This window comes from Nonomuraea sp. NPDC005983 (genome assembly GCF_040614375.1).
In the GTDB taxonomy this organism is placed as follows: Bacteria; Actinomycetota; Actinomycetes; order Streptosporangiales; family Streptosporangiaceae; genus Nonomuraea.
Window position 1 is genome coordinate 1 of sequence record NZ_JBEXUP010000066.1, and the last position, 18185, is coordinate 18185.

Annotated in this window: 21 protein-coding genes and 3 pseudogenes; 13 read left to right on the forward strand and 11 right to left on the reverse strand. The window is 68.5% G+C overall.

Going from position 1 to position 18185, the window contains the following annotated elements:
- Nucleotides 1–101: 101 nt before the first annotated feature.
- Nucleotides 102–227 (forward strand): hypothetical protein, encoded by a 126-nt coding sequence (locus tag ABZ297_RS26285; RefSeq protein WP_355351040.1) that lies wholly within the window; start codon nucleotides 102–104, stop codon nucleotides 225–227.
- Here the strand turns inward: ABZ297_RS26285 and ABZ297_RS26290 are convergent.
- Together ABZ297_RS26290 and ABZ297_RS26295 are read right to left on the reverse strand one after the other, a co-directional pair.
- Entirely contained in the window at nucleotides 217–774 is a 558-nt protein-coding gene (locus tag ABZ297_RS26290) for an NAD(P)H-dependent oxidoreductase (protein WP_355351042.1), read from the reverse strand. The two genes, ABZ297_RS26285 and ABZ297_RS26290, sit on opposite strands and share 11 nt — an antisense overlap.
- Entirely contained in the window at nucleotides 771–2390 is a 1620-nt protein-coding gene (locus ABZ297_RS26295; protein ID WP_355351044.1) for a zinc-binding dehydrogenase, read from the reverse strand. The genes ABZ297_RS26290 and ABZ297_RS26295 overlap by 4 nt, the downstream gene beginning before the upstream one ends.
- Nucleotides 2391–2479: 89 nt before the next feature.
- Between ABZ297_RS26295 and ABZ297_RS26300 the strand changes: the two genes are divergently transcribed.
- On the forward strand, nucleotides 2480–3526 hold the full coding sequence (locus tag ABZ297_RS26300; protein WP_355351046.1) for an AraC family transcriptional regulator: 1047 nt from the start codon (nucleotides 2480–2482) through the stop codon (nucleotides 3524–3526).
- 49 nt (nucleotides 3527–3575) lie between these two features.
- On the opposite strand, the gene ABZ297_RS26305 is transcribed toward ABZ297_RS26300, so the two are convergent.
- A complete protein-coding gene (locus ABZ297_RS26305; protein ID WP_355351048.1) occupies nucleotides 3576–3722 on the reverse strand; it encodes a hypothetical protein in 147 nt (48 codons plus the stop codon).
- A 22-nt stretch (nucleotides 3723–3744) separates the two neighbouring features.
- Here ABZ297_RS26305 and ABZ297_RS26310 point away from each other — a divergent pair, with 22 nt between their 5' ends.
- From ABZ297_RS26310 to rox, 5 genes are all read left to right on the forward strand, one after another.
- On the forward strand, nucleotides 3745–3918 hold the full coding sequence (locus ABZ297_RS26310) for a hypothetical protein (protein WP_355351050.1): 174 nt from the start codon (nucleotides 3745–3747) through the stop codon (nucleotides 3916–3918).
- Nucleotides 3915–4214: an IS3 family transposase gene (locus ABZ297_RS26315; protein ID WP_355351052.1), complete on the forward strand. Its 300-nt coding sequence runs from the start codon at nucleotides 3915–3917 to the stop codon at nucleotides 4212–4214. Before ABZ297_RS26310 ends, ABZ297_RS26315 begins: the two co-directional genes overlap by 4 nt.
- A gap of 51 nt (nucleotides 4215–4265) precedes the next feature.
- Nucleotides 4266–4469 (forward strand): DDE-type integrase/transposase/recombinase, encoded by a 204-nt coding sequence (locus ABZ297_RS26320; RefSeq protein ID WP_355351054.1) that lies wholly within the window; start codon nucleotides 4266–4268, stop codon nucleotides 4467–4469.
- A gap of 236 nt (nucleotides 4470–4705) precedes the next feature.
- Nucleotides 4706–4843, forward strand: coding sequence for a hypothetical protein (locus ABZ297_RS26325; RefSeq protein WP_355351055.1), 138 nt, complete (start codon nucleotides 4706–4708; stop codon nucleotides 4841–4843).
- Between the two features lie 463 nt (nucleotides 4844–5306).
- The gene (gene rox, locus ABZ297_RS26330; RefSeq protein ID WP_355351137.1) at nucleotides 5307–6731 is read left to right on the forward strand and encodes a rifampin monooxygenase; all 1425 of its coding nucleotides are present in this window, start codon (nucleotides 5307–5309) and stop codon (nucleotides 6729–6731) included.
- A 445-nt stretch (nucleotides 6732–7176) separates the two neighbouring features.
- Here rox and ABZ297_RS26335 read toward each other — a convergent pair.
- A pseudogene (locus ABZ297_RS26335) lies at nucleotides 7177–7820 on the reverse strand (transposase family protein); the annotation flags it as partial.
- Nucleotides 7821–8010: 190 nt separating this feature from the next.
- On the opposite strand from ABZ297_RS26335, the gene ABZ297_RS26340 reads away from it, so the two are divergent.
- Nucleotides 8011–8931 carry a cyclase family protein gene (locus ABZ297_RS26340; protein ID WP_355351057.1) on the forward strand — a complete coding sequence of 307 codons (921 nt, stop codon included), beginning with the start codon at nucleotides 8011–8013 and terminating at the stop codon, nucleotides 8929–8931.
- 468 nt (nucleotides 8932–9399) lie between these two features.
- Nucleotides 9400–9906, forward strand: coding sequence for a hypothetical protein (locus ABZ297_RS26345; protein ID WP_355351059.1), 507 nt, complete (start codon nucleotides 9400–9402; stop codon nucleotides 9904–9906).
- A 488-nt stretch (nucleotides 9907–10394) separates the two neighbouring features.
- Here the strand turns inward: ABZ297_RS26345 and ABZ297_RS26350 are convergent, their stop codons facing one another.
- Both ABZ297_RS26350 and ABZ297_RS26355 read right to left on the reverse strand, forming a co-directional pair.
- Nucleotides 10395–10664 (reverse strand): hypothetical protein, encoded by a 270-nt coding sequence (locus ABZ297_RS26350; protein ID WP_355351139.1) that lies wholly within the window; start codon nucleotides 10662–10664, stop codon nucleotides 10395–10397.
- A gap of 54 nt (nucleotides 10665–10718) precedes the next feature.
- Nucleotides 10719–10961, reverse strand: a pseudogene (locus tag ABZ297_RS26355) (helix-turn-helix transcriptional regulator); the annotation flags it as partial.
- Between ABZ297_RS26355 and ABZ297_RS26360 the strand changes: the two are divergent.
- Together ABZ297_RS26360 and ABZ297_RS26365 are read left to right on the forward strand one after the other, a co-directional pair.
- The gene (locus ABZ297_RS26360; protein WP_355351061.1) at nucleotides 10918–11175 is read left to right on the forward strand and encodes a hypothetical protein; all 258 of its coding nucleotides are present in this window, start codon (nucleotides 10918–10920) and stop codon (nucleotides 11173–11175) included. The pseudogene ABZ297_RS26355 and the gene ABZ297_RS26360 sit on opposite strands and share 44 nt — an antisense overlap.
- Nucleotides 11172–11480, forward strand: a complete 309-nt coding sequence (locus ABZ297_RS26365; protein ID WP_355351063.1) for a hypothetical protein — start codon at nucleotides 11172–11174, stop codon at nucleotides 11478–11480. The genes ABZ297_RS26360 and ABZ297_RS26365 overlap by 4 nt, the downstream gene beginning before the upstream one ends.
- Before the next feature lie 147 nt (nucleotides 11481–11627).
- Here ABZ297_RS26365 and ABZ297_RS26370 read toward each other — a convergent pair whose 3' ends face one another.
- On the reverse strand, nucleotides 11628–13190 hold the full coding sequence (locus ABZ297_RS26370; RefSeq protein ID WP_355351065.1) for an FAD-dependent oxidoreductase: 1563 nt from the start codon (nucleotides 13188–13190) through the stop codon (nucleotides 11628–11630).
- A 110-nt stretch (nucleotides 13191–13300) separates the two neighbouring features.
- A complete protein-coding gene (locus ABZ297_RS26375; protein WP_355351067.1) occupies nucleotides 13301–14317 on the reverse strand; it encodes a hypothetical protein in 1017 nt (338 codons plus the stop codon).
- 49 nt (nucleotides 14318–14366) lie between these two features.
- Between ABZ297_RS26375 and ABZ297_RS26380 the strand changes: the two genes are divergently transcribed.
- The gene (locus ABZ297_RS26380; RefSeq protein WP_355351069.1) at nucleotides 14367–15068 is read left to right on the forward strand and encodes a helix-turn-helix domain-containing protein; all 702 of its coding nucleotides are present in this window, start codon (nucleotides 14367–14369) and stop codon (nucleotides 15066–15068) included.
- A gap of 363 nt (nucleotides 15069–15431) precedes the next feature.
- Here ABZ297_RS26380 and ABZ297_RS26385 read toward each other — a convergent pair.
- The 3 genes and pseudogenes from ABZ297_RS26385 to ABZ297_RS26395 all read right to left on the reverse strand — a co-directional run.
- Nucleotides 15432–15572, reverse strand: a pseudogene (locus ABZ297_RS26385) (DUF1707 domain-containing protein); the annotation flags it as partial.
- Entirely contained in the window at nucleotides 15569–16387 is an 819-nt protein-coding gene (locus tag ABZ297_RS26390; protein WP_355351071.1) for an ABC transporter permease, read from the reverse strand. The gene ABZ297_RS26390 and the pseudogene ABZ297_RS26385, both read right to left, overlap by 4 nt.
- Nucleotides 16384–17328, reverse strand: coding sequence for an ATP-binding cassette domain-containing protein (locus tag ABZ297_RS26395; RefSeq protein ID WP_355351073.1), 945 nt, complete (start codon nucleotides 17326–17328; stop codon nucleotides 16384–16386). Before ABZ297_RS26395 ends, ABZ297_RS26390 begins: the two co-directional genes overlap by 4 nt.
- A gap of 86 nt (nucleotides 17329–17414) precedes the next feature.
- Between ABZ297_RS26395 and ABZ297_RS26400 the strand changes: the two genes are divergently transcribed.
- Nucleotides 17415–18167, forward strand: coding sequence for a TetR/AcrR family transcriptional regulator (locus ABZ297_RS26400; protein ID WP_355351075.1), 753 nt, complete (start codon nucleotides 17415–17417; stop codon nucleotides 18165–18167).
- The last annotated feature ends 18 nt before the right edge of the window (nucleotides 18168–18185 follow it).

Here is an 18185-nt window from a genome sequence, read left to right on the forward strand (position 1 = left end):
AGCATCCTGTCCCACAGTCTCGCCCGCGCCCGCGCTGCGAGCTGCTGCGTAAGCAGCACAGGAATCCTCCACATTCATGTGGAGGAGCACGTCAATGGAAGGTGTCGGCGGTTGCGACGACGGTGAGCGCCTTGCCGGTCGGCAGCGACACCACGATGGACACGTCGCAGGCCGCCAACCCCGACGCCATGGCCAACCCCGAGGCGCTGTGGCACTTCACATTCTGAGCGGTCGCAGCGCCTTGCTCCAAGAGACGACCTGGTCGAGCAGCTTGCTCAGCATGTCCTCCTGGTGCGCGGCGGGCTTGAAGGTGGTGAAGTCCTCGAAGTCGGCGTGCATCAGCAGCTCCACGGCCGCCTGGACGTCGGCCACCTTGACCTGGCCGAGCACCTGGCGCAGGTGCTCGGCCGCCCGCACGCCGCCGCTGACGCCGTAGCCGACCACGCCTGCGGCCTTGTCGTGCCACTCGGCGAACAGGAAGTCGATGGCGGTTTTGAGCGCGCCGGTGGTCGAGTGGTTGTACTCGGGCGTCACGAAGACGAAGCCGTCGAAGTCGGCGATGGTGTCGGACCACGCCTTGGTGTGCGGGTGCTCGTAGACCCCGGTGGCCGCGGCGAGCGGTTCGTCGAGGTGGGGCAGGTCGTAGTCCTTCAGGTCGACCAGCTCGTAGTGCGCGTCGCCGCGACTGACCGCGTGGTCATGGACCCAGCGGGCGACGGCCTCGCCGTTGCGTCCCGGCCGCGTACTGCCGACAATGATGCCAATTTTGATCATTTCTCCACCTTTAGTATGACTTTTCCGCGGATAACGCCGCGCTCGGCGGCGCGGTGCAGGTCTGCCAGGGACTCCAGCAGGCGAGCGTCCGCCTTGACGCCCACCACGCCCTTGTCGATCAGCGCCACGAGCTCGGTCAGCTGGCCTGGGTCGTTGCGGGCCACGAACTGGACCGCGCGCGGATGCTCGATCCGCTGGGTGATCGAAACGAACTCCTTGGCCAGCCGCGTCACCGAGGCGGGCACGTCGGCCACCAGATTGATCAGCACGTCGTTGCCGCCCGGCAGCGGAGCGGTGGTGTAGTCGACGACCTCGTCGGCGCCCAGCGCCCGCACGGCAGCGGCGCTGCGCGGGCTGGCGGTCGCCACCACGTGCGCGCCCGCATGCTTGGCCAGCTGCACGGCAAACAGCCCGACGCCGCCGCCGGCCCCGTTGATCAGCACCTGGCTGCCGCGGCCGATGCGGGCATGCTCAAAGACCGCCTGCCACGCGGTGAGCCCGGCCACCGGCACGGCAGCCGCGTCCGCCAGCGGGATCCGCTCCGGCGCCCTGGCCAGCACGCTCGCCTTCGCGACCGCGAACTCGGCCGCCGCCCCGTCGATGAGCCCGATCACTTGGTCGCCCGGGGCGAGGTCACCCGCCCCGGTGACCACGGTGCCTGCGACGTCCCAGCCGAGCGTGTACGGCAGCGTGACGCCGAGCACGTCCTGCAGCAGGCCCATCCGTAGGCCGACCTCCGACGGGTTGAACGACGTCGCGGCCACCCTGATGAGCACCTCGCCCGGCCCAGGCTTCGGCACCGGCACCTCGTCCAGCGAGATCACCGAGGCGTCGCCGTACTCGTGGATGCGGGCGGCCCGCATGGTGCCGAGGAAGTCCGCGGCGTGCTCGCTAGCCCACGTCTCGAACGTGCTCGCGGGCGCTCCGGTGACCTCCTCCACGGTCCCGGTGGCCGGGCCGGGCTCGGCGAGACCGCGCAGCATCCCGTCCACGGCCGGCGCGGGCCACCCCAGCCCGAGCAGCCGTAGCCTGGCCTCCTCCAGAGGCTCCTCCTCCCAGCACACCGGCCGGCCGATCGCGGCGCCGATCGCCCGCGCCTGCTCCCGCTGGGTCAGCGGCCGGGGTCCGGTCAGCGTGTAGACCGCACCATGGTGCCCTTCGTCGAGCAGCGCGCGCACCGCGACGGCTGCGATGTCCCGCTCGTGGATGGGGGAAAAGGCCGCGTCGCCGTACGGCTGCCGCACGACGCCCGCGCGGACCTGCTCGGCCCACCGCAAGGTGTTGGCCGCGAACGCGTGCGGGCGCAGCACCGTCCACTCCCGGGCGGTCCCAGCGATCAGGCGCTCGATCTCGACCTCGTGCGGGCGGACGGCGGCCGAGGACAGGTAGACCACCCGCCGCGCCCCGATCAGCTCCAGCACCTCGCGGGCGCCCTCAGCCGAGGCGAACGGCCACAGCAGGAACACCGCGTCGACACCGTCGAGAGCCGCCTCCAGCGCGACCGGGTCGGTCAGCTCCCTCGTCACCGTGCGCACGTCGGCGCCCGCGTCTTCAAGTTGGTTCACCAGAGGGCGGCCGATCGTGCCGGTCGCCCCGCTGACCAGGACTTTTGTCATGCCGTCAACCATAGGAGCCCTTAGTGAGGCATCCAATGCTCTTCTGTCTGTAATTCATACGCGATCGTCTCCCGCATTAGACTTACGTCATGGACGTACTGAGCGACGTGATCGCCTCCATGCGCATGGGCGTGCCGCGCTCGGCGCGTGTCGAGTGGCCGGCGCCGTGGGGGCAGCGGTTTCCGTCAGCGCCTGGTTCGGCGGGCTTCCAGGTGGTGCTGCAGGGCTCGTGCTGGGCGATCCCGCCAGAGGGCGAGCCGATCCCGGTCGGGACGGGCGACGTGCTGTTCTTCCCCCACGGGCACGGCTACGCGCTGGCCGACTCGCCCACCAGCCCCATCGCTGAGCCCGACTGTGACCCCTATGCCCACGCCGAGCTATTCGCCTCGGCCTCTATGGAGGGCACCACGCCCGTCACCGTGACGCTCTGCGGCGGCTACCAGCTCGACTCCAGCCGGGCGCATCCGCTGCTCAGAGGGCTGCCCGAGATGATCCACCTGCCCGCCAGGCTGGGGCATAACACCGAGCTGCGCGCCGCCGTCGAGCTGCTCGGTAAGGAGATCGACGACCCGCGGCCAGGCGCGGACATGGTGGTGTCGGCGCTGCTGGACATGCTGCTGCTGTACATCCTGCGTGCCTGGTTCGACGTCTCGATGGAGGACTGCAAGGTTGACAGCTGGGCCGCCGCGCTGGCCGATCCGGCCATCAGCGCCGCGCTCGACGCCATCCACCGCGACCCTGCCCACCCGTGGACGGTCGAGTCGCTCGGCCGCCGCGCCGGGCTGTCCCGCGCGGCGTTCTCCCGCCGGTTCACCCAGTTCGTCGGGCAGCCGCCGCTGACCTATCTCACCTGGTGGCGGCTGGGCACGGCCGCGCGCATGCTGCGCGACTCCGACGCCGCACTGAGCGAGATCGCCGCCGAGGTCGGCTACGGCTCGGAGTTCGCCTTCGCCAACGCCTTCAAGCGCGAGCGCGGCATGGCGCCCGGCAAATACCGCCGCCTGGGCTGCCCGCCTACAGGCCGAACAGCGGCAGGCACCGCTCCAGACCCCGGATCTCGAAACCCGGCTCGGCAGCCCACTTCCCAGACCCGGCGCACGCGCTCCAGATCGTCAAGGCCGGACAGGTCGCCGTAGGTGGACTCGTGCGGTGCGGGAGTGCGGGAGTGCGCAGGCCCGCACCAGCTCAGCCGGGCGGTCCCGCAGCACTCCAGAACACTATGGGGTCGCGGTCCAGGTCGTTGACCGTCTCCAGTCTGGCGGGCAGCTTGGCCAGTAAAACTGCGAGCGATCCGCAGAACGGCTCAATGTAGTGGGTGTGCTCGGGCAGCATCGCCGCGATCTGCTCGGCGAGCTTGGCGCAGCGCCGGGCCGACCTCGATGACGGCCGCCGCCAAGACGGCCTGACCAGCGCCGAGAAGGGCGAGCTGGCCCGGCTGCGCCGTGAGAATAAGATCCTCCGCGAGGAGAAGGAGATCTTGCGTAAGGCCGCGGTTTTCTTCGCGCGGGAGACGGATCGGCCGAGATGAAGTACCGGCTGATCGATGCGGAGAAAGACCACCACGATGTCTGCCTGCTGGCCTGGGTGCTGGGTGTGTCGCGCCAGGGCTGCTACGCCTGGGCCAAGCGCGGCGCGTCCACTCGCGCTCGTCGTGGTGCCGAGCTGACCGAGAAGATCCACCGGCACCATGCGGCCTCCGATGAGGTGTATGGGGCGCCGCGCATCCACGCCGACCTGCGCGAGATCGACGGGGAGAAGGTAGGCCGCAAGCGAGTGGCCCGGCTGATGCGCGCGGCCGGGCTGGCCGGTGTCTCCCGGCGTTAGGGCTGTCGCACGACGATCGCGGATCGGCGGGTTGCTGCCGCGTCGGACCTGGTGAAGCGGAAGTTCGAAGCGGACGAGCCGAACCGGATCTGGACGGCCGACATCACGTACGTGCCGACCTGGCAGGGTTTCGTCTACCTCGCTGTGGTCTTGGACGTGTTCTCCAGGCGGATCGCCGGCTGGGCGATGGCCGACCATATGCGGACTGAGCTGGTGGCACGGCGGATTCAACTGGTCGTCGCAACACCTCGATAGCCTTCGGCCAGCGATGCGAGCAGGCAGGGGTTCGTCCTTCAACGGGCAGGACCGGGACGTGCTTATGTCTTTCGGGGTGTGGGGTCGGTGCGGCTGGGTTAGCCGGTGGGGTCGAGGGTGAGGCCGAGCTCGATGCAGGTGGCGAGTTGGTGGGCTCAGGGCCAAGTTTCGGGGATGCGGATCTTGCGTTTGCGTTGGCCGCGGAGGGCAGAGTCCTGTGGCTGCTCGGGCTCGGTATGACCGCATGCAACCTCACGGGTGCCCGGCTTGGCGTCCACTTCGCGCTCAAACGCGGAAGTCGATTCATTCGGGTCGTCTTGCTGTGCGTCGTCATCGCGCTGGTCGTCAAGCTCGCCTACGACCAGTTCGTGTAGTGGCCACGAGCGAACCTCATCAGGGCAGCCCCTTCCGAGATCCGGTCCGCCTCGGGGGCAGCCAGGATCAGACCGTCGGCCGGGACCAGCCGGGCCGCCACGCCGGATTCGCCTGGCAACCGCACGGGCCCGTTTGGAGTCGTGATCACGTGGCTGGGAAAAGGATTGGACGGGATGATGCTCGGGCTTGTAGCTTGCAGTTGACCATGACACCGCCCGAGGAGGTGAGACCCATGAACGCTGTATCGATGTGGGTGCTCCCCCTTCCCGTCACGGTCGGGCGATTGACGTAGGTGTCGCCGGGAGCGCCTCGCCAACAAGGCACTCCCGAAAGGCAACACCTATGCACTCTCTGCAGTTCACCGCCGAGCCGCCGTCGAACGACAGGGGCGAGCGTGACTCCTCGGTGGGCGACGTCCCCGGGCTCTGGTCGCCGGCCTCCGGCGCCGATCGCGCGTCCCTCATCTTCGATGTGATCATTGCCGGGTGCGGGCCGACTGGTGCGATGCTGGCCGCCGAACTGCGGCTGCATGATGTGCGGGTACTCGTTCTGGAGAAGGAGACCGAGCCCAAGTCGTTCGTCCGCATAGTCGGTCTGCATATTCGCAGTCTCGAGCTGATGGCGATGCGCGGACTGCTGGAGCGCATTCTCCAGCATGGAAGACAGCGTCCGGCCGGCGGCTTCTTCGCCGCCATCACCAAACCCGCGCCCAAGGGCCTGGATTCCGCGCACGCCTATCTGCTGGGCATCCCGCAGCCGGTCATCGAACGCCTGCTCGAAGAACATGCGATCGAACTGGGTGCGCAGGTCCGGCACGGTTGCGCGATCGCCGGTTTCGAGCAGGACGACGAGGGTGTGACCGTCGAACTGGCCGACGGGGAACAGCTGCGTTCGCGCTACCTCGTCGGCTGTGATGGCGGGCGCAGTACGGTGCGCAAACTGCTCGGTGTCGGCTTCCCCGGCGAGCCCTCACGGACCGAGACGCTGATGGGCGAGATGGAAGTGGGCGTGCCGCAGGAGGAGATCGCCGCCAAGGTGACCGAGATCCGCGAGACCCATCAGCCATTCTGGCTCCGGCCTTTCGGCGAAGGGGTCTATAGCGTCGTAGTCCCCGCCGCGGGAGTCAGCAACCGCGCGGAACCGCCCACCCTCGAGGATTTCAAACAACAGTTGCGCACCATCGCTGGAACCGATTTCGGCGTGCACTCCCCGCGCTGGATGTCCCGCTTCGGGGATGCCACCCGGCTAGCCGAACGTTATCGGGTCGGGCGGGTGCTACTGGCCGGCGATGCGGCACACATCCATCCACCCATCGGCGGACAGGGCCTCAACCTGGGCGTTCAGGACGCATTCAACCTCGGCTGGAAACTGGCCGCACAGATCCGCGGCTGGGCCCCGGAAACACTGCTGGACACCTACCAGGCCGAACGTCATCCGGTCGCCGAAGACGTGCTGGACAACACCCGCGCCCAGATGGAACTGCTGTCCACCGAACCGGGCCCGCTGGCCGTGCGCAGGCTGCTCACCGAACTGATGGACTTCGACGAGGTGAACCGCTATCTGATCGAGAAGATCACCGCGATCGGCATCCGCTACGACTTCGGCGAAGGCCCCGACCTGCTCGGCCGCCGCCTGCGCGACATCGACGTGAAACAGGGCCACCTCTACGGTCTGCTGCATCGCGGCCGCGGCCTGCTGCTGGACCGCACCGAACGCCTGACCGTCGGCGGCTGGTCAGACCGGGTCGATTACCTCGCGGATCCCACTGCGGTACTGGATGTTCCGTGCGTCCTGCTACGCCCCGACGGCCACGTCGCCTGGATCGGCGACGATCAGCAGGACCTGGACGACCACCTCTCCCGCTGGTTCGGCAAGCCCGCGAACTGATTTCGCTGAGCAACCTAAAAGGCCCGTGAGGATGATCGGAACGGCCAGTAGCGACTAGCTGCACGTTGATCGCGATCTTCTGCCAGGACCGTCCCGCGCCCGGCTGCTTCGCCACGACGTCCGCCAGGTTGAGGCGAACAACATGGGTGAGCCCCGTCCACATCAACTTGTCGGACGGCAGATCAGCCGCGATGGGCACCCGACAGGTTCCCCTGAACGGGGCACGGGGGCCTGAATGCCCCAGGAGTGCGGGCACTCTGTGGGGTGCGGGCCTGGCGGGCGGCGGCCGGGACCGGCCGGAGAGCCGCACGCCTGGCCGTCGGTCCGCCGGGCCCGCACCCCGCGCTTCGGCGCGGGGTGCGGCTTGGTACCCATAAGAACAATTCGGCAGTTCGCCGGTCAGTGAACCTTTCCCGGTAACTGCTCGTGGCGGTACGTGATTGCCTTACACGATCCGTCCGTACTCCAGTTGAAGCAGGACGAGGGCTGCGGCGGCGATCTGGGTGGTCCGGTTCGGGTCGAGGCTGACTCGGCGCAGGGCTTTGAATGTGGTCTTGAGCAGGGTGTTCGCCCGTTCGCCGATTCCATGGATGCCTCGCAGGAGCTGGTTGAACGCGCGCTGCGGCTCGATGAGCCGGCCGCCCTTGGGCTTCTTGAACGGCATCCTGACCATCTCCCGGGCACCCTCATATCCCAGGTCGGTGAGCGTGATCAGAGCGGTCTGGGTGGTGGCGAGCGACAGGGCTTCCACCAGGCCATGGGTACGGGCGCAGGTCAGGTCGTGCTCACGCCCCGGCCGGACCGCCGACACCCAGATCGGCCAGCCGTCCGGCGCGGAGACGCCCTGGGACGTTGCCGCCGTGGTGTTTGTGCTTGCCCGACCAGTACTGGTCGGCGCCGTTGGGCCCGGGGGTGGAGATTCTGTCGGTGTGGATCAGTGTGCCGTCAAGATTGAGATGCGTCAGCCCATCCTTGGCCGCGCGCTCCAGCGCGGTCTGCAGATCTGGCGCCTGCGCGGCCAGGACCGATGCCCTCATGCAGCAGCCGATAGGCCGTCGATCTACCCATGTTGTTATCGCTGGTCAGCTGCTGAGGCGGATGGGGATTGACATGGGCCTCGCCGGGGTTGGATCGAGGTTGCTCACACCGTCTCTCCGGCCCCGGCGAGGTCATATCAAAGGAGAGGGCAGGATACCCTGCCTGCGGTGCCTCGAACCACGTGACCGGAGGAGTCGATGCTGGGATGACGGCAGGGCGACCGATGCCCACACAGGACGACGTGCTCGAGTACTTCGACACGCTGTCGAACTGGGGACGGTGGGGCGACGACGACGAGCTCGGCACTCTGAACCACATCACCGACGACGTCCGGCTGGCGGCGGCGCGGGCCGTGCGCCACGGCAGGAGCGTGTCGTGCGCATGGGAGGTTGCCGTACCGGAAGACATGGAGCGGTCGACGACGGCGTGCCCGTGCGCCGCCGACATGCCGGGTGCCGAGGACATGCCGGTGCCCGGATTCCGCAACGACCGGCGCTGGGGCTTTTCGTCCGAGCGGCTCGGCGTCACGTTCCACGGCAACACCCTCACCCACGTCGACTCGCCGTGCCACATCTTCTGGGACGGCACGATGTACAACGGGCGGTCGCACTCGCTGGTCGACGCCGCAACGGGATCGGCGTGGGCGTCCGTCACGGCGGCGGCGAACGGGATCATCACGCGTGGTGTCCTGCTGGACATTGCGAGCGTGCGGGATGTGCCGTGGTTGGAACCGGGGCAGGGTGTGTTTCCCGACGATCTCGAGGAGGCCGAGCGTCGCCAGGGTGTGCGGGTGCGACCCGGCGACGCGGTACTCCTGCGGACCGGCTATGGCCGCGTCCGGCACGAGACCGGTGCGGTCAGCGGTTTCACGCAGGCCGGGTGGCACGCGTCCTGCCTGCCATGGCTGCATGAACGGGAGGTCGCGCTGATCGGCGCTGACACCCCACAGGACGTTCAGCCATCGGGGTACGAAGACGTGTTGATGCCGGTTCACGCCGTGAGCCTCGTCGCTATGGGTCTGTGGATGCTCGACAACTGCGACCTGGAGGCGTGCGCGACGACGGCTGCCGAGCTCGGCCAGTGGGACTTCCACCTCACAGTCGCGCCGGTCCGCTTCGCCGGTACGTCCGGCAGCCCGGTCAACCCGATCGCCACATTCTGACCGCGGTTCACGAGGAGGTGCGACGCCATGAAGGACCCGGCCCGCACCTGGAACGCGGTCGTGGTCGGTGAGGACACGCCGTGCTGGTCGGGAACCAGGCGGCACGAGCGCCTCAAGGCGGGGTGTTGCAGCGTGCGATAGCTGCCGGCGAGATCGCAGGCGGCGCTTGCTTCGAGGTAGAGCTGCGCGGCTCAGCCGCCTGGGTGTGTCTCATGGTCCCCGTAGCTTCGGCCGAGAATCCAACGGATACGTCTCTGACCTGCATTGATAGGCAGGGCTCAGGTCTGGCCCACCAGCCCGAGACCTCTGCATAAGGGCAGGTCAGAGACGTATCCGTTGGATCCTGCGCCATTACTACCGGGACCTCCGTGAGTGAGGCCCCAACGAATCCTCAACGAATCCTCAACACGCCCCTGCCTACCTTCGCTTCGTCATCACGCGAGAGACGGAGAAGGAGAGTAACGGAAAATGAATGCCTCGAAGAGGGTGGCGGTGCTCACACTCGTCTTAGGGCTGGGGGCGCTTGGGTCCGCGCAGGCCGCCGACGCTCAAGCGGCCAGTGTCGGGCAGATTGTGGAGAACGCCTCGGGCGCGTCCGACTTCAACGGGCTCGTCGCCGGCCCCAGCGTCAAGCGCAACTGCGGGATCGTCACCTGCTCCTGGTACATGTCGCGGAGGACCACCAGGAGCCTCAAGGACATGATGGGCGTGGGGGGCACGATGACCTCCCTTGCCGCAGCCCAGATCTGCGGGCAGATTCCCCATCCCGCCGGTGTCGCTGCCTGCGCCGCAGGCGTAGCCATCGTCGGCGCCTCTGCCGCTTATCAGATCACCGCCGCCGCCAACCGGAAGGGGTGCTTCGTCGTGAGAATCAACATGGCGGCTCTCGCGGCGGCAGGCGCCTTCCCGCCGGCGATCGCCAAGGCCCTCAGGTTCGACAACGTACCGTCGAAAAACAAGTACTGCTACGCGTAAAGGCCCTCCACTCGGGTCCGTGCGACCAGCCGCAAAGTAACTCTGAGTGACCGGGATCCCCGGAGGGCTTGACGTAAGACACTTAGCAAGCAACGCGACCTGGGAAAAATGCTGTGCCCTGGGACGACGCTCCTCCTTTGGGGCTCATCGCACGGACCCGGGTGGAGGGCCTTGAGCTGGTGGATGGCACTCACCGCGCCACCGTAGCGACCCGGCGCCGGGGGCCGGGGGCCGCCCAACCGTGACCGATCACCCTCTAGGTCTAGAGGCAGCCCCCTCTAGACCTAGAGGGATCCCTAGAGCCTGAAACGCCCGTTGACCAGCGGTCCAGCCCCTAGCCCCCTCCTCTTCCACAACGGCTCTGGCAGCCCTGTTAGCCGTTTCCGGCTTAGAGCCCGCGCCGGGGCAACAAGGTGGGCACAAACCCCAGTGATCATGTAGTTGCGACGCTCTATGACCACTGGCGAGACCTGCGCCAGTCCTTTGTCTCAGGCGGCCTGCCTGGCCAGCCTGTGCAGGGTCCGCGCGGCAGGTGATCGCGCCACCACGATGTGCCCGAACTCCTCAGCGCTGGAGCTCTCGTACATCCGCCCTTGCCCCAGGAAGCGGCGCCGGGCCAGGTTCGTCGTCCCGCCGCCGAGCAGTGCCTGGGCCAGGGGGTTCCAGGCGACGACGCCGTACGCCGCGTCAGTGACGATGGCACCGGTCTCCGGCAGCCGCTCCAGCATCCGGGCCACGTGCGGGCGTACCCGCCGCACGGCGCTGATGCCGGGCGGTGCGCTCGATCCCGCCAGGCGGAACAGGTGGCTGCGCTCGGCCGGCGTGAGCCGCAGCGCCTGGGCCAGCGCGTCTAGGATCCGAGCCGATGGCCGTGGTCCCCGGGCCTGCTCCAGCCGCGTGTAGTAGCCGACCGATAGTGGGCCAGCTCCTGCCCCGCCATGCCGCCTCCTCCCGCTGCCTGGTACAGGCTGTCCCTGGCAGGGCGCCCACAACCAGGGAACCGTAGTTGCCATGAACGAACGCACAGCTCTGGTCACCGTTGCCAACAAGGGCATCGGCAAGCATGTCGCCCGGCTGCTCGCCGCCGAGGGCTTCAAGGTCAACGCGCTCGCCCCCGGCCTGCGGGCCACCGACCTCAACCTCCGGGCCGCCGCTGCCGGCGGCGACCCGGCCGAGGCCGCCCAGGGTGCCCTCCGCCTGGCCCTGCTGCCGGATGACGGCCCCACCGGCGGCTTCTTCTCCTGGGACGGAACACCCGTGCCCTGGTGAGCGCGCTGGCATCCGGAAGCGCTCGGCGGGGTGCCTTCACCGCGCACGACGTTGCCACCGTCGGCCTGGTGGGGGCGGCCCACATAAGCCCGAAACCCACATCCAGAGCGGTGCTGGAGCTGCGCTCCCAGGGCCGGGAAGTGGGCGACGAGATCCTGTCGCACATCTCGCCCGGCCACAGCGACAACATCAACTTCTTCGGTGTCATGAACATGGACGTGGAGGCGGAGCTGGCCAAGCTCGACACCAGCGGATCGCGGCCGCTGCGGCCGGCGCAACTGCGCGAGCTGGGGCTGACGCCCTGACAGGCCCTGCGCCGCTATGGGGAGGAGACGTGGGCGGGGGTGCCCGCGTACGGCGCGGACCACCACCAAGCTCACGGCTCGGTCTGTGTGAGCAGGAAGATAAGTGTTGGACTGCCCACGTACGTGCCCGAGCCAACGCGTACGACTTTAGGTGTGGGCGGGTTTGATGACTCCGAACCACCGCTGCAAGGCTGCCCGGAGTGTTTCGATCTCCATGGGATCGGGCCGGGGTGATGCAGATGCCCAGGCCACATAGCAGTCCGGTCGAAGGAGCAGGGCGGTGGGCGCGGGGGTCTGGGAGCGCGCCGTGACGATATCGACCTGGTCGTGCCGTAGGGCAAGCGTCTCCGCCAGTGATGCTTCTTCGGTCAGGTCGAGCAGCAGAGGACGTGCGGTTCTGGTCAGCTCGGCCAGCCGGACCGGCCCGGTCGGGGTGTGCAGGTCCATGTCCGGGGCGAACCGGCCGGTCAGCGGGTGCGCCTCGCGTCCGCCCATGTCGTAGCGGACGTCGGCGCCTGCAGCGAGTTCGGCTAGGCGCTGCACGGTGTCCGGGTCGCGGAGCAGTTCGGTGAACACCTCGCGCAGCCCGGTGACATCGCTGCCGGGGGCGATCAGGGCCGCCTGTGCCTGCGCGTTCAGCACCATGCGCCGGGCGGCTGATCGCCGCTCTGTCTCGTAACTGTTCAGCAGTCCGGACGGGGCGCTTCCCCGGATCTCGGCGGCGAGTTTCCAGCCGAGATTGACCGCGTCCTGCAGGCCGAGGTTGAGCCCTGGACCGCCCCCCGTGGCGGCGTACACGTGGGCGGCGTCACCGATCAGGAAAACCCGGCCGTCGGCGAACCGTTCGGCGACCCGGGTGTTACCGCCGGTCAGCCGACGCAGCGCGTGCGGTCCTTGGCCGTCGGGCGGACCAAGCGGCACGTCGACGCCGAGCACGCGGCGGATGCTCGTCCGCAACTCCTCCAGGCTCATCGGAGCGTCGGTCGTGGGCTGGTCCCACTCTGTGGTGCTGACCAGCGGCGGGTGGCCAGGCATCGGCGCGTAGGAGAACCCTCCGCGCTCGGTGCGGTGGGGCATGAACGGCATGACGGCGCCGTAGCCGGGCACGTTCAGCGCACCGGTCGCAGGATCGACCCAGCCCGCCGGGACCGTCGCATGCGCTGAGCGCACGGTCATCCGGTCGTAGGTGATGCCGGGGAATTCGATGCCGGAGAGCTTGCGCGTGGTGCTGTGAGCTCCATCCGCGCCGATGAGGTACCGGGCCCGCAATTGGTAGGCCTCGCCCGGGCTCGCGACGTCGATGGTCACCGCGTCGTCGTCCTGCGATAGGCCGACGACCTCGTGTCCTCGCCGGATTTCCACGCCAAGTTCGATGGCGCGCTCCTGCAGGACCTGCACTATGCGTCGCTGCGGCACCGGCAGGGCATAGACAGGGCTGTCCTGCAGCAGGCTCAGGTCTAGGCTCATCGCGCCGAACATGAAGTATCTGGAGTTCGGCTGCGGAGGTTGTGGGCTACCACTGAGACGTTCATGCAGCCCCCGGTGGTCGAGCATTTTCACGACTTGGCCGAGCAATCCGTTCGCTTTCGGTTCCTCGCTGGGCTCAATCAGCCGCTCCAGCACGACCGGCCGGGCCCCTGCCAGGCTCAGTTCGCAGGCCAGCATCAGCCCGTTCGGGCCACCGCCGGCGATGACGACATCTGTGATCACGTGTTCTCCTTGATTCGTACGGAATAGGGCGGGACGGATGGAGCGCTGAAGCGCAGGGTCGTGGGCGGTGCCGGTCCGGCTCGCTTCGGGTTGCGGTCTTTGGGACGTGGTCAGCCGCGGTAGTACTCGGCGAGGGTGGTGAAGGCAGCCTTGGGTTCCCAGGGCATGTCGGGGTAGGTGGCTCCGAGCCGGTCCTCGTAGACCTTGACGATGCCGTAACTGGCCAGGTCGAGGTCGTCGCGGGGATCGCCGTCGGGCCGGTGCACATGGTCGTACAGCGCGAAGGTGAACACGAACGTGCTGTCGACGCCGCCGGCTTCGAATGCCTCTAGCAGCTCACGCACATACGCGGCCTGACCAGGCTCGTCCCGGGCATACTCACCGTTCAACCGAACAGGCCCGTCCTTGTCGTACTCGACGATCTCCAAACCGAGAGCGCCCCGCTCGCCGGCACCCTGGTAGCCGGCCGCACCGAACTCGGTGATCGCGACCGGCTTTTCCTGCGCGACCAGGCCACGGACCCCCTCGGCGAAACGGTCGGCGATTTCGGCCGACCGATAGAGATCAATGGACACGATGTCGAAGAGTGCCCAGTCGACGCGCTCAAGCGGCACGGAGGCGTAGGTCACCTTGCCGCCGAAGCGCTCGCGGACCAGTGCCACGGCCGTGCCGAGGAAATCGTTGACACGTGCGCTGACCTCGCCGATCTGCTCCCGCACGCGATCCGGCCGGCTCAGCAACGCGACCCGCTCGTCGGTGCTGTCACCGGGTAGGAACCCAGGATTCATCAGGCTCAACTCGGCACCGACGACGAACACCACCTCGGCTCCCCGCCGCCTCAGCCGCTCCGCGCGTTCGGCGCAGTCCGCGAACAGCGACAGCATCTCCTCGGCGGTCAGTTCGAGGGGGTACGGGGAGAACCAGACCTCCACGCCCAGATCGGCGGCGTGCGCCGCCGCCAGCTCAATCCGCTCCGGGTCGCCGCCCATGACACGAATCGCGGTGCAGTGCAGGTCATCGCGGATGATGCGCAGCTCGCGCTCGACCATGTCCGGGTCGAAGCGCTTCCGGGAGATCGCTCCGTTCTTGACGAAGCCGGTGTCATAGCTGATGCCCTTGGCCCTCATCGTTCTGGTCCTTCCTGATGGAGTGAGGACGCCAGGCTAGACAAAAATAATGCGTGCACGCAAATTTGCGTGCACGCATCCAAGCTATGCTGAGACGGTGACGACGAGACGGACGGGGCTGCGCGAGCAGAAGAAGCAGGCCACCCGAGAGGCATTGCGCGCGGCGGCCCTGCGGCTGGCTCTTGAGCGTGGGCCGGACAACGTGCGCGTCGATGACATCGCCGAGGCCGCCGGCGTCTCACCGAGGACGTACAACAACTACTTCTCCAGCCGCGAACAGGCGATCGTCGCCGCCGTCGCCGGCGAACGGGAAGCGCGAGTCGCGGCGGCGGTGGCCGACCGGCCCGACGGCGTCGGCCTCGCCGACGCCGTCATCGAGGCGATCGTGGATCAGTACACCGCCCCGGACGCATCCGGCCGGGACGCGCTGCTGCTGATCACCACCCGCCCCGCGCTGCGCGACGCATTCGTCGAAACCACCACCGCGATCGAACATCCCCTCACCGATGCGATCGCCGAACGTCTCGGCGATGGCGACCCGCACACCGCACGGGTGCTCGCGGCGAGCGTGGCCGCCGCAGTTCGCGTGGCGCTCGAGCAGTGGCTGCAGACGACTGTCTCGTCCTCCACGACCAGTGGGCTCGTCGTGCCGTCCGGCTCGCTACCGGACCTCCTTCGCACCACTCTCGCACCCCTCACACCCGCACTCGACGCCGCCGAGCAACGAGCACTCCGCCGCCGGCATCAGTGAACCCCCGCCTCAAAAAACGGCGCCCCGGCATCTGCCGCTGAATCGTCGCCGGCGCGTAGGAACCCGCCGAACACCACTGCGGCTGCTGTTCGAGATGCTGAACGGCCAGCCGAACGGACCACGGACGTCGGCCCGGGGTCACATCTTGTCGGTGAACTCGTCCACCGGGCTCGCGGGGGACGAGTAACCGTCCGACAGCACGGTCACGTTCACGGTCATGGCCTTGCCCACACCGATGCTGGGCGCGGGCGCGGTGGCAACAATTGTCCGGGCTGATGCCGGTGGCCACAACGCGCAGACCCTCGACGTCGACGATCGCGTCGCGAGGCACCGTGATCTTGGCCCTGCCGGTGCCGAGTTGCAGCTCGATGTCGATTCGTCCGTCTCCTCGTGCGAGATGCGCCCTTCGGCGTACGCCCCCTGCAGGCGCTGCACGACCGTGTCGCGGTCGTCCTCGCTGATCAGTGGCGGCCGGTGGTCCGACCCACCGGCCCGGGCCTTCACCGTCCCTTGCGCTTGTAGGTGCGGACTGACAGCGGGACGAACACCACCAGCAGCGCGCCCGACCAGAGCAGGACGGCGGCGCCCGGGTGCGCGAGTGGCCAGGCCACGTTTCCGGACGGGGCGCCCGGGTTGCCGAACAGCTCCCGTGAGGCGGCGGTGAGCGCGCTCACCGGGTTCCAGTCGGCCAGGAAACGCAGCCAGCCCGGCATGCCGTCGGTCGGGACGAACGCGTTCGACAGCATCGTGAACGGCAGGCCCAGCGGCACCATTGCGTCGGCGACCTGGTCGTTCTTCACCGCCAGGCCCACATAGACGCCCACCCAGCTCAGCGCGTACCGCAGCACGATCATCAGTAGGAACGCCTGGCCCGTGGGGATCAGGCCACGGTGCGGCTGCCAGCCCACCAGCAGGCCCGTGCCCACCATGATGGCGAGCATCAGCAGGCCGGTCAGCAGGTCGGCGCCGGTCTGCCCGAACGGCACCGCCAAGCGCGCCATCGGCATGGAGCGGAACCGGTCCATCACGCCGCGGGAGGCGTCGGTGGCCATCCGCGTCATGACCCCCAACCACGCGGAGAAGGTCACCATCGCGAACAGGCCGGGCATGAGGTACTCGCGGTAGTCGCCGCCGTCCGGCACCTGGATCGCGCTGCCGAAGACGTACCCGAACAGCACCACCATGATGACCGGGAAGACCAGCGCGGCGACAATCTGCCCAGGTTCTTGCCGCAGCCGTCCCAGCTCGCGGCCGACCAGGGTCAGCCCGTCGGTGAACGTCCAGCCCAGGCGACGCAGTGGTGAGGTGAGGGCGGTCATCGGACGGGCTCCTTGCGGTCGGTGAGGCGCAGGAACACCTCGTCGAGGGTGGGGCGGCGCAGCCGCACGTCGGCCGCGGCGACCCCTGCGTGGTCAAGCTCGCGCACGATGTCGGCGAGCCGGAGGCCGCCGACGGGCAGGACGACGCTGAGCCCGTCGGCGCCCGTCGGCGTGGGATCGGTGCTGGCGAGGGTGTTCAGGACGGTCATCGCCGCAGGCAGCGCGGCGGGGTCTTCGAGGGTGACGTCGAGGCGGTCCCCGATCGTGGCCTTCAGCTCGTCGGGCGTGCCGGTGGCGATCACCTGCCCATGGTCGATGACGGCGATGTCGTCGGCCAGGTGGTCGGCCTCGTCCAGGTACTGCGTGGTGAGCAGCACCGTGGTGCCATCGGCCACCAGCTCGCGGACGCTGTCCCAGATTTCGCCGCGGCTGCGCGGGTCCAGGCCGGTGGTGGGCTCGTCCAGGAAGAGCACCTTGGGGCGCAGGATGAGGCAGGTGATCAGGTCGAGTCGGCGGCGCATGCCGCCGGAGTAGCCGAGAACCGGGCGGTCGGCTGCGTCCATCAGGCCGAAGCGCTCCAGCAGCTCGTCGGCCCGCCGGTGGGCCTGGCGGCGGGGTAGGTGGTAGAGGCGCCCGAACATGCGCAGGTTGCCACGGCCGGTGAGCTTCTCGTCCACGGCGGCGTACTGGCCCGCGAGCCCGATCTGCTCGCGCACTTTGCCGGCCTCGCGGACGACGTCGTATCCGGCGATGCGGGCGTGCCCGGCATCGGGGTCAGACAGGGTCGCCAGGATGCGCACCGCGGTCGTCTTCCCCGCGCCGTTCGGCCCGAGCACGCCGCAGACCCTTCCTCTCGGGACGCTCAGGTCCAGGCCCCGTAGCGCATGGGTGCCGCCGAAGGACTTGTGCAGCCCCTCGGCGACCACGATCGGATCAGGCATGATCCCTCTACTGGGTACGCTGTACGCGGTCATGGCAGCCAGGCTAAGCCACCGAGTACTATGTACGCAACTAGGGGGTGGAGCCGGTGACCGATGCCGAATACGTGAACATCTGGATGCGACCCGAGCGCCCGGCCCGCGGGCCGAAGCCGGTCTACAGCCGCGCGCAGATCACCGAGGCGGCCGTCCGGATCGCCGACGCCGAAGGGCTGGAGGCCGCCACCATGCGGCGGATCGCCGCCGAGATCGGCGCCGGCGCGATGTCCCTCTACCGGTACGTCCCGAGCCGCGACAACCTGGTCGAGCTCATGGCCGACCGGCTGATGGGCGAGATCGACGTCACGGGCATGCCCTCGGGCGACTGGCGCGCCGACCTGACCCGCTACGCCGACGGGCTGCGGGCCATGTGGCTGAGGCACCCGTGGATCGCCACCGTGCAGCGGTCGCTCCCCAGCTTCGGCCCCAACCAGCTGCTCTTGATCGAACGGCTGATGGGAGTGCTCGACGCCTTCGTCTCCATCGACGAGAACCTCGGCCTCATGGCCATGCTGAACGGCTACATCGAGGGCACCGTCCGCGAGGAGATCAGCTCGGCCAAGGAATTCCGCCGCAGCGGGCTCAGTGAGTCGGAGTGGATGGCGCGGAGCTACCCATACGTCGACCGGCTGGTCAAGAGCGGGGAGTACCCGATCTTCACCAAGATCGTGATGGAGGCGCGCCAGCCGCACCTGAGCCGCGACGACCAGTTCCGGCACGGGCTCCAGCGCGTCCTCGACTGCATCGCCGCGGCCCTCCCGTCAACGGCCGAGCCTCCGATGTCGGCGCACCGAGAGGGGTAGGAAGACCGCGACGATGCG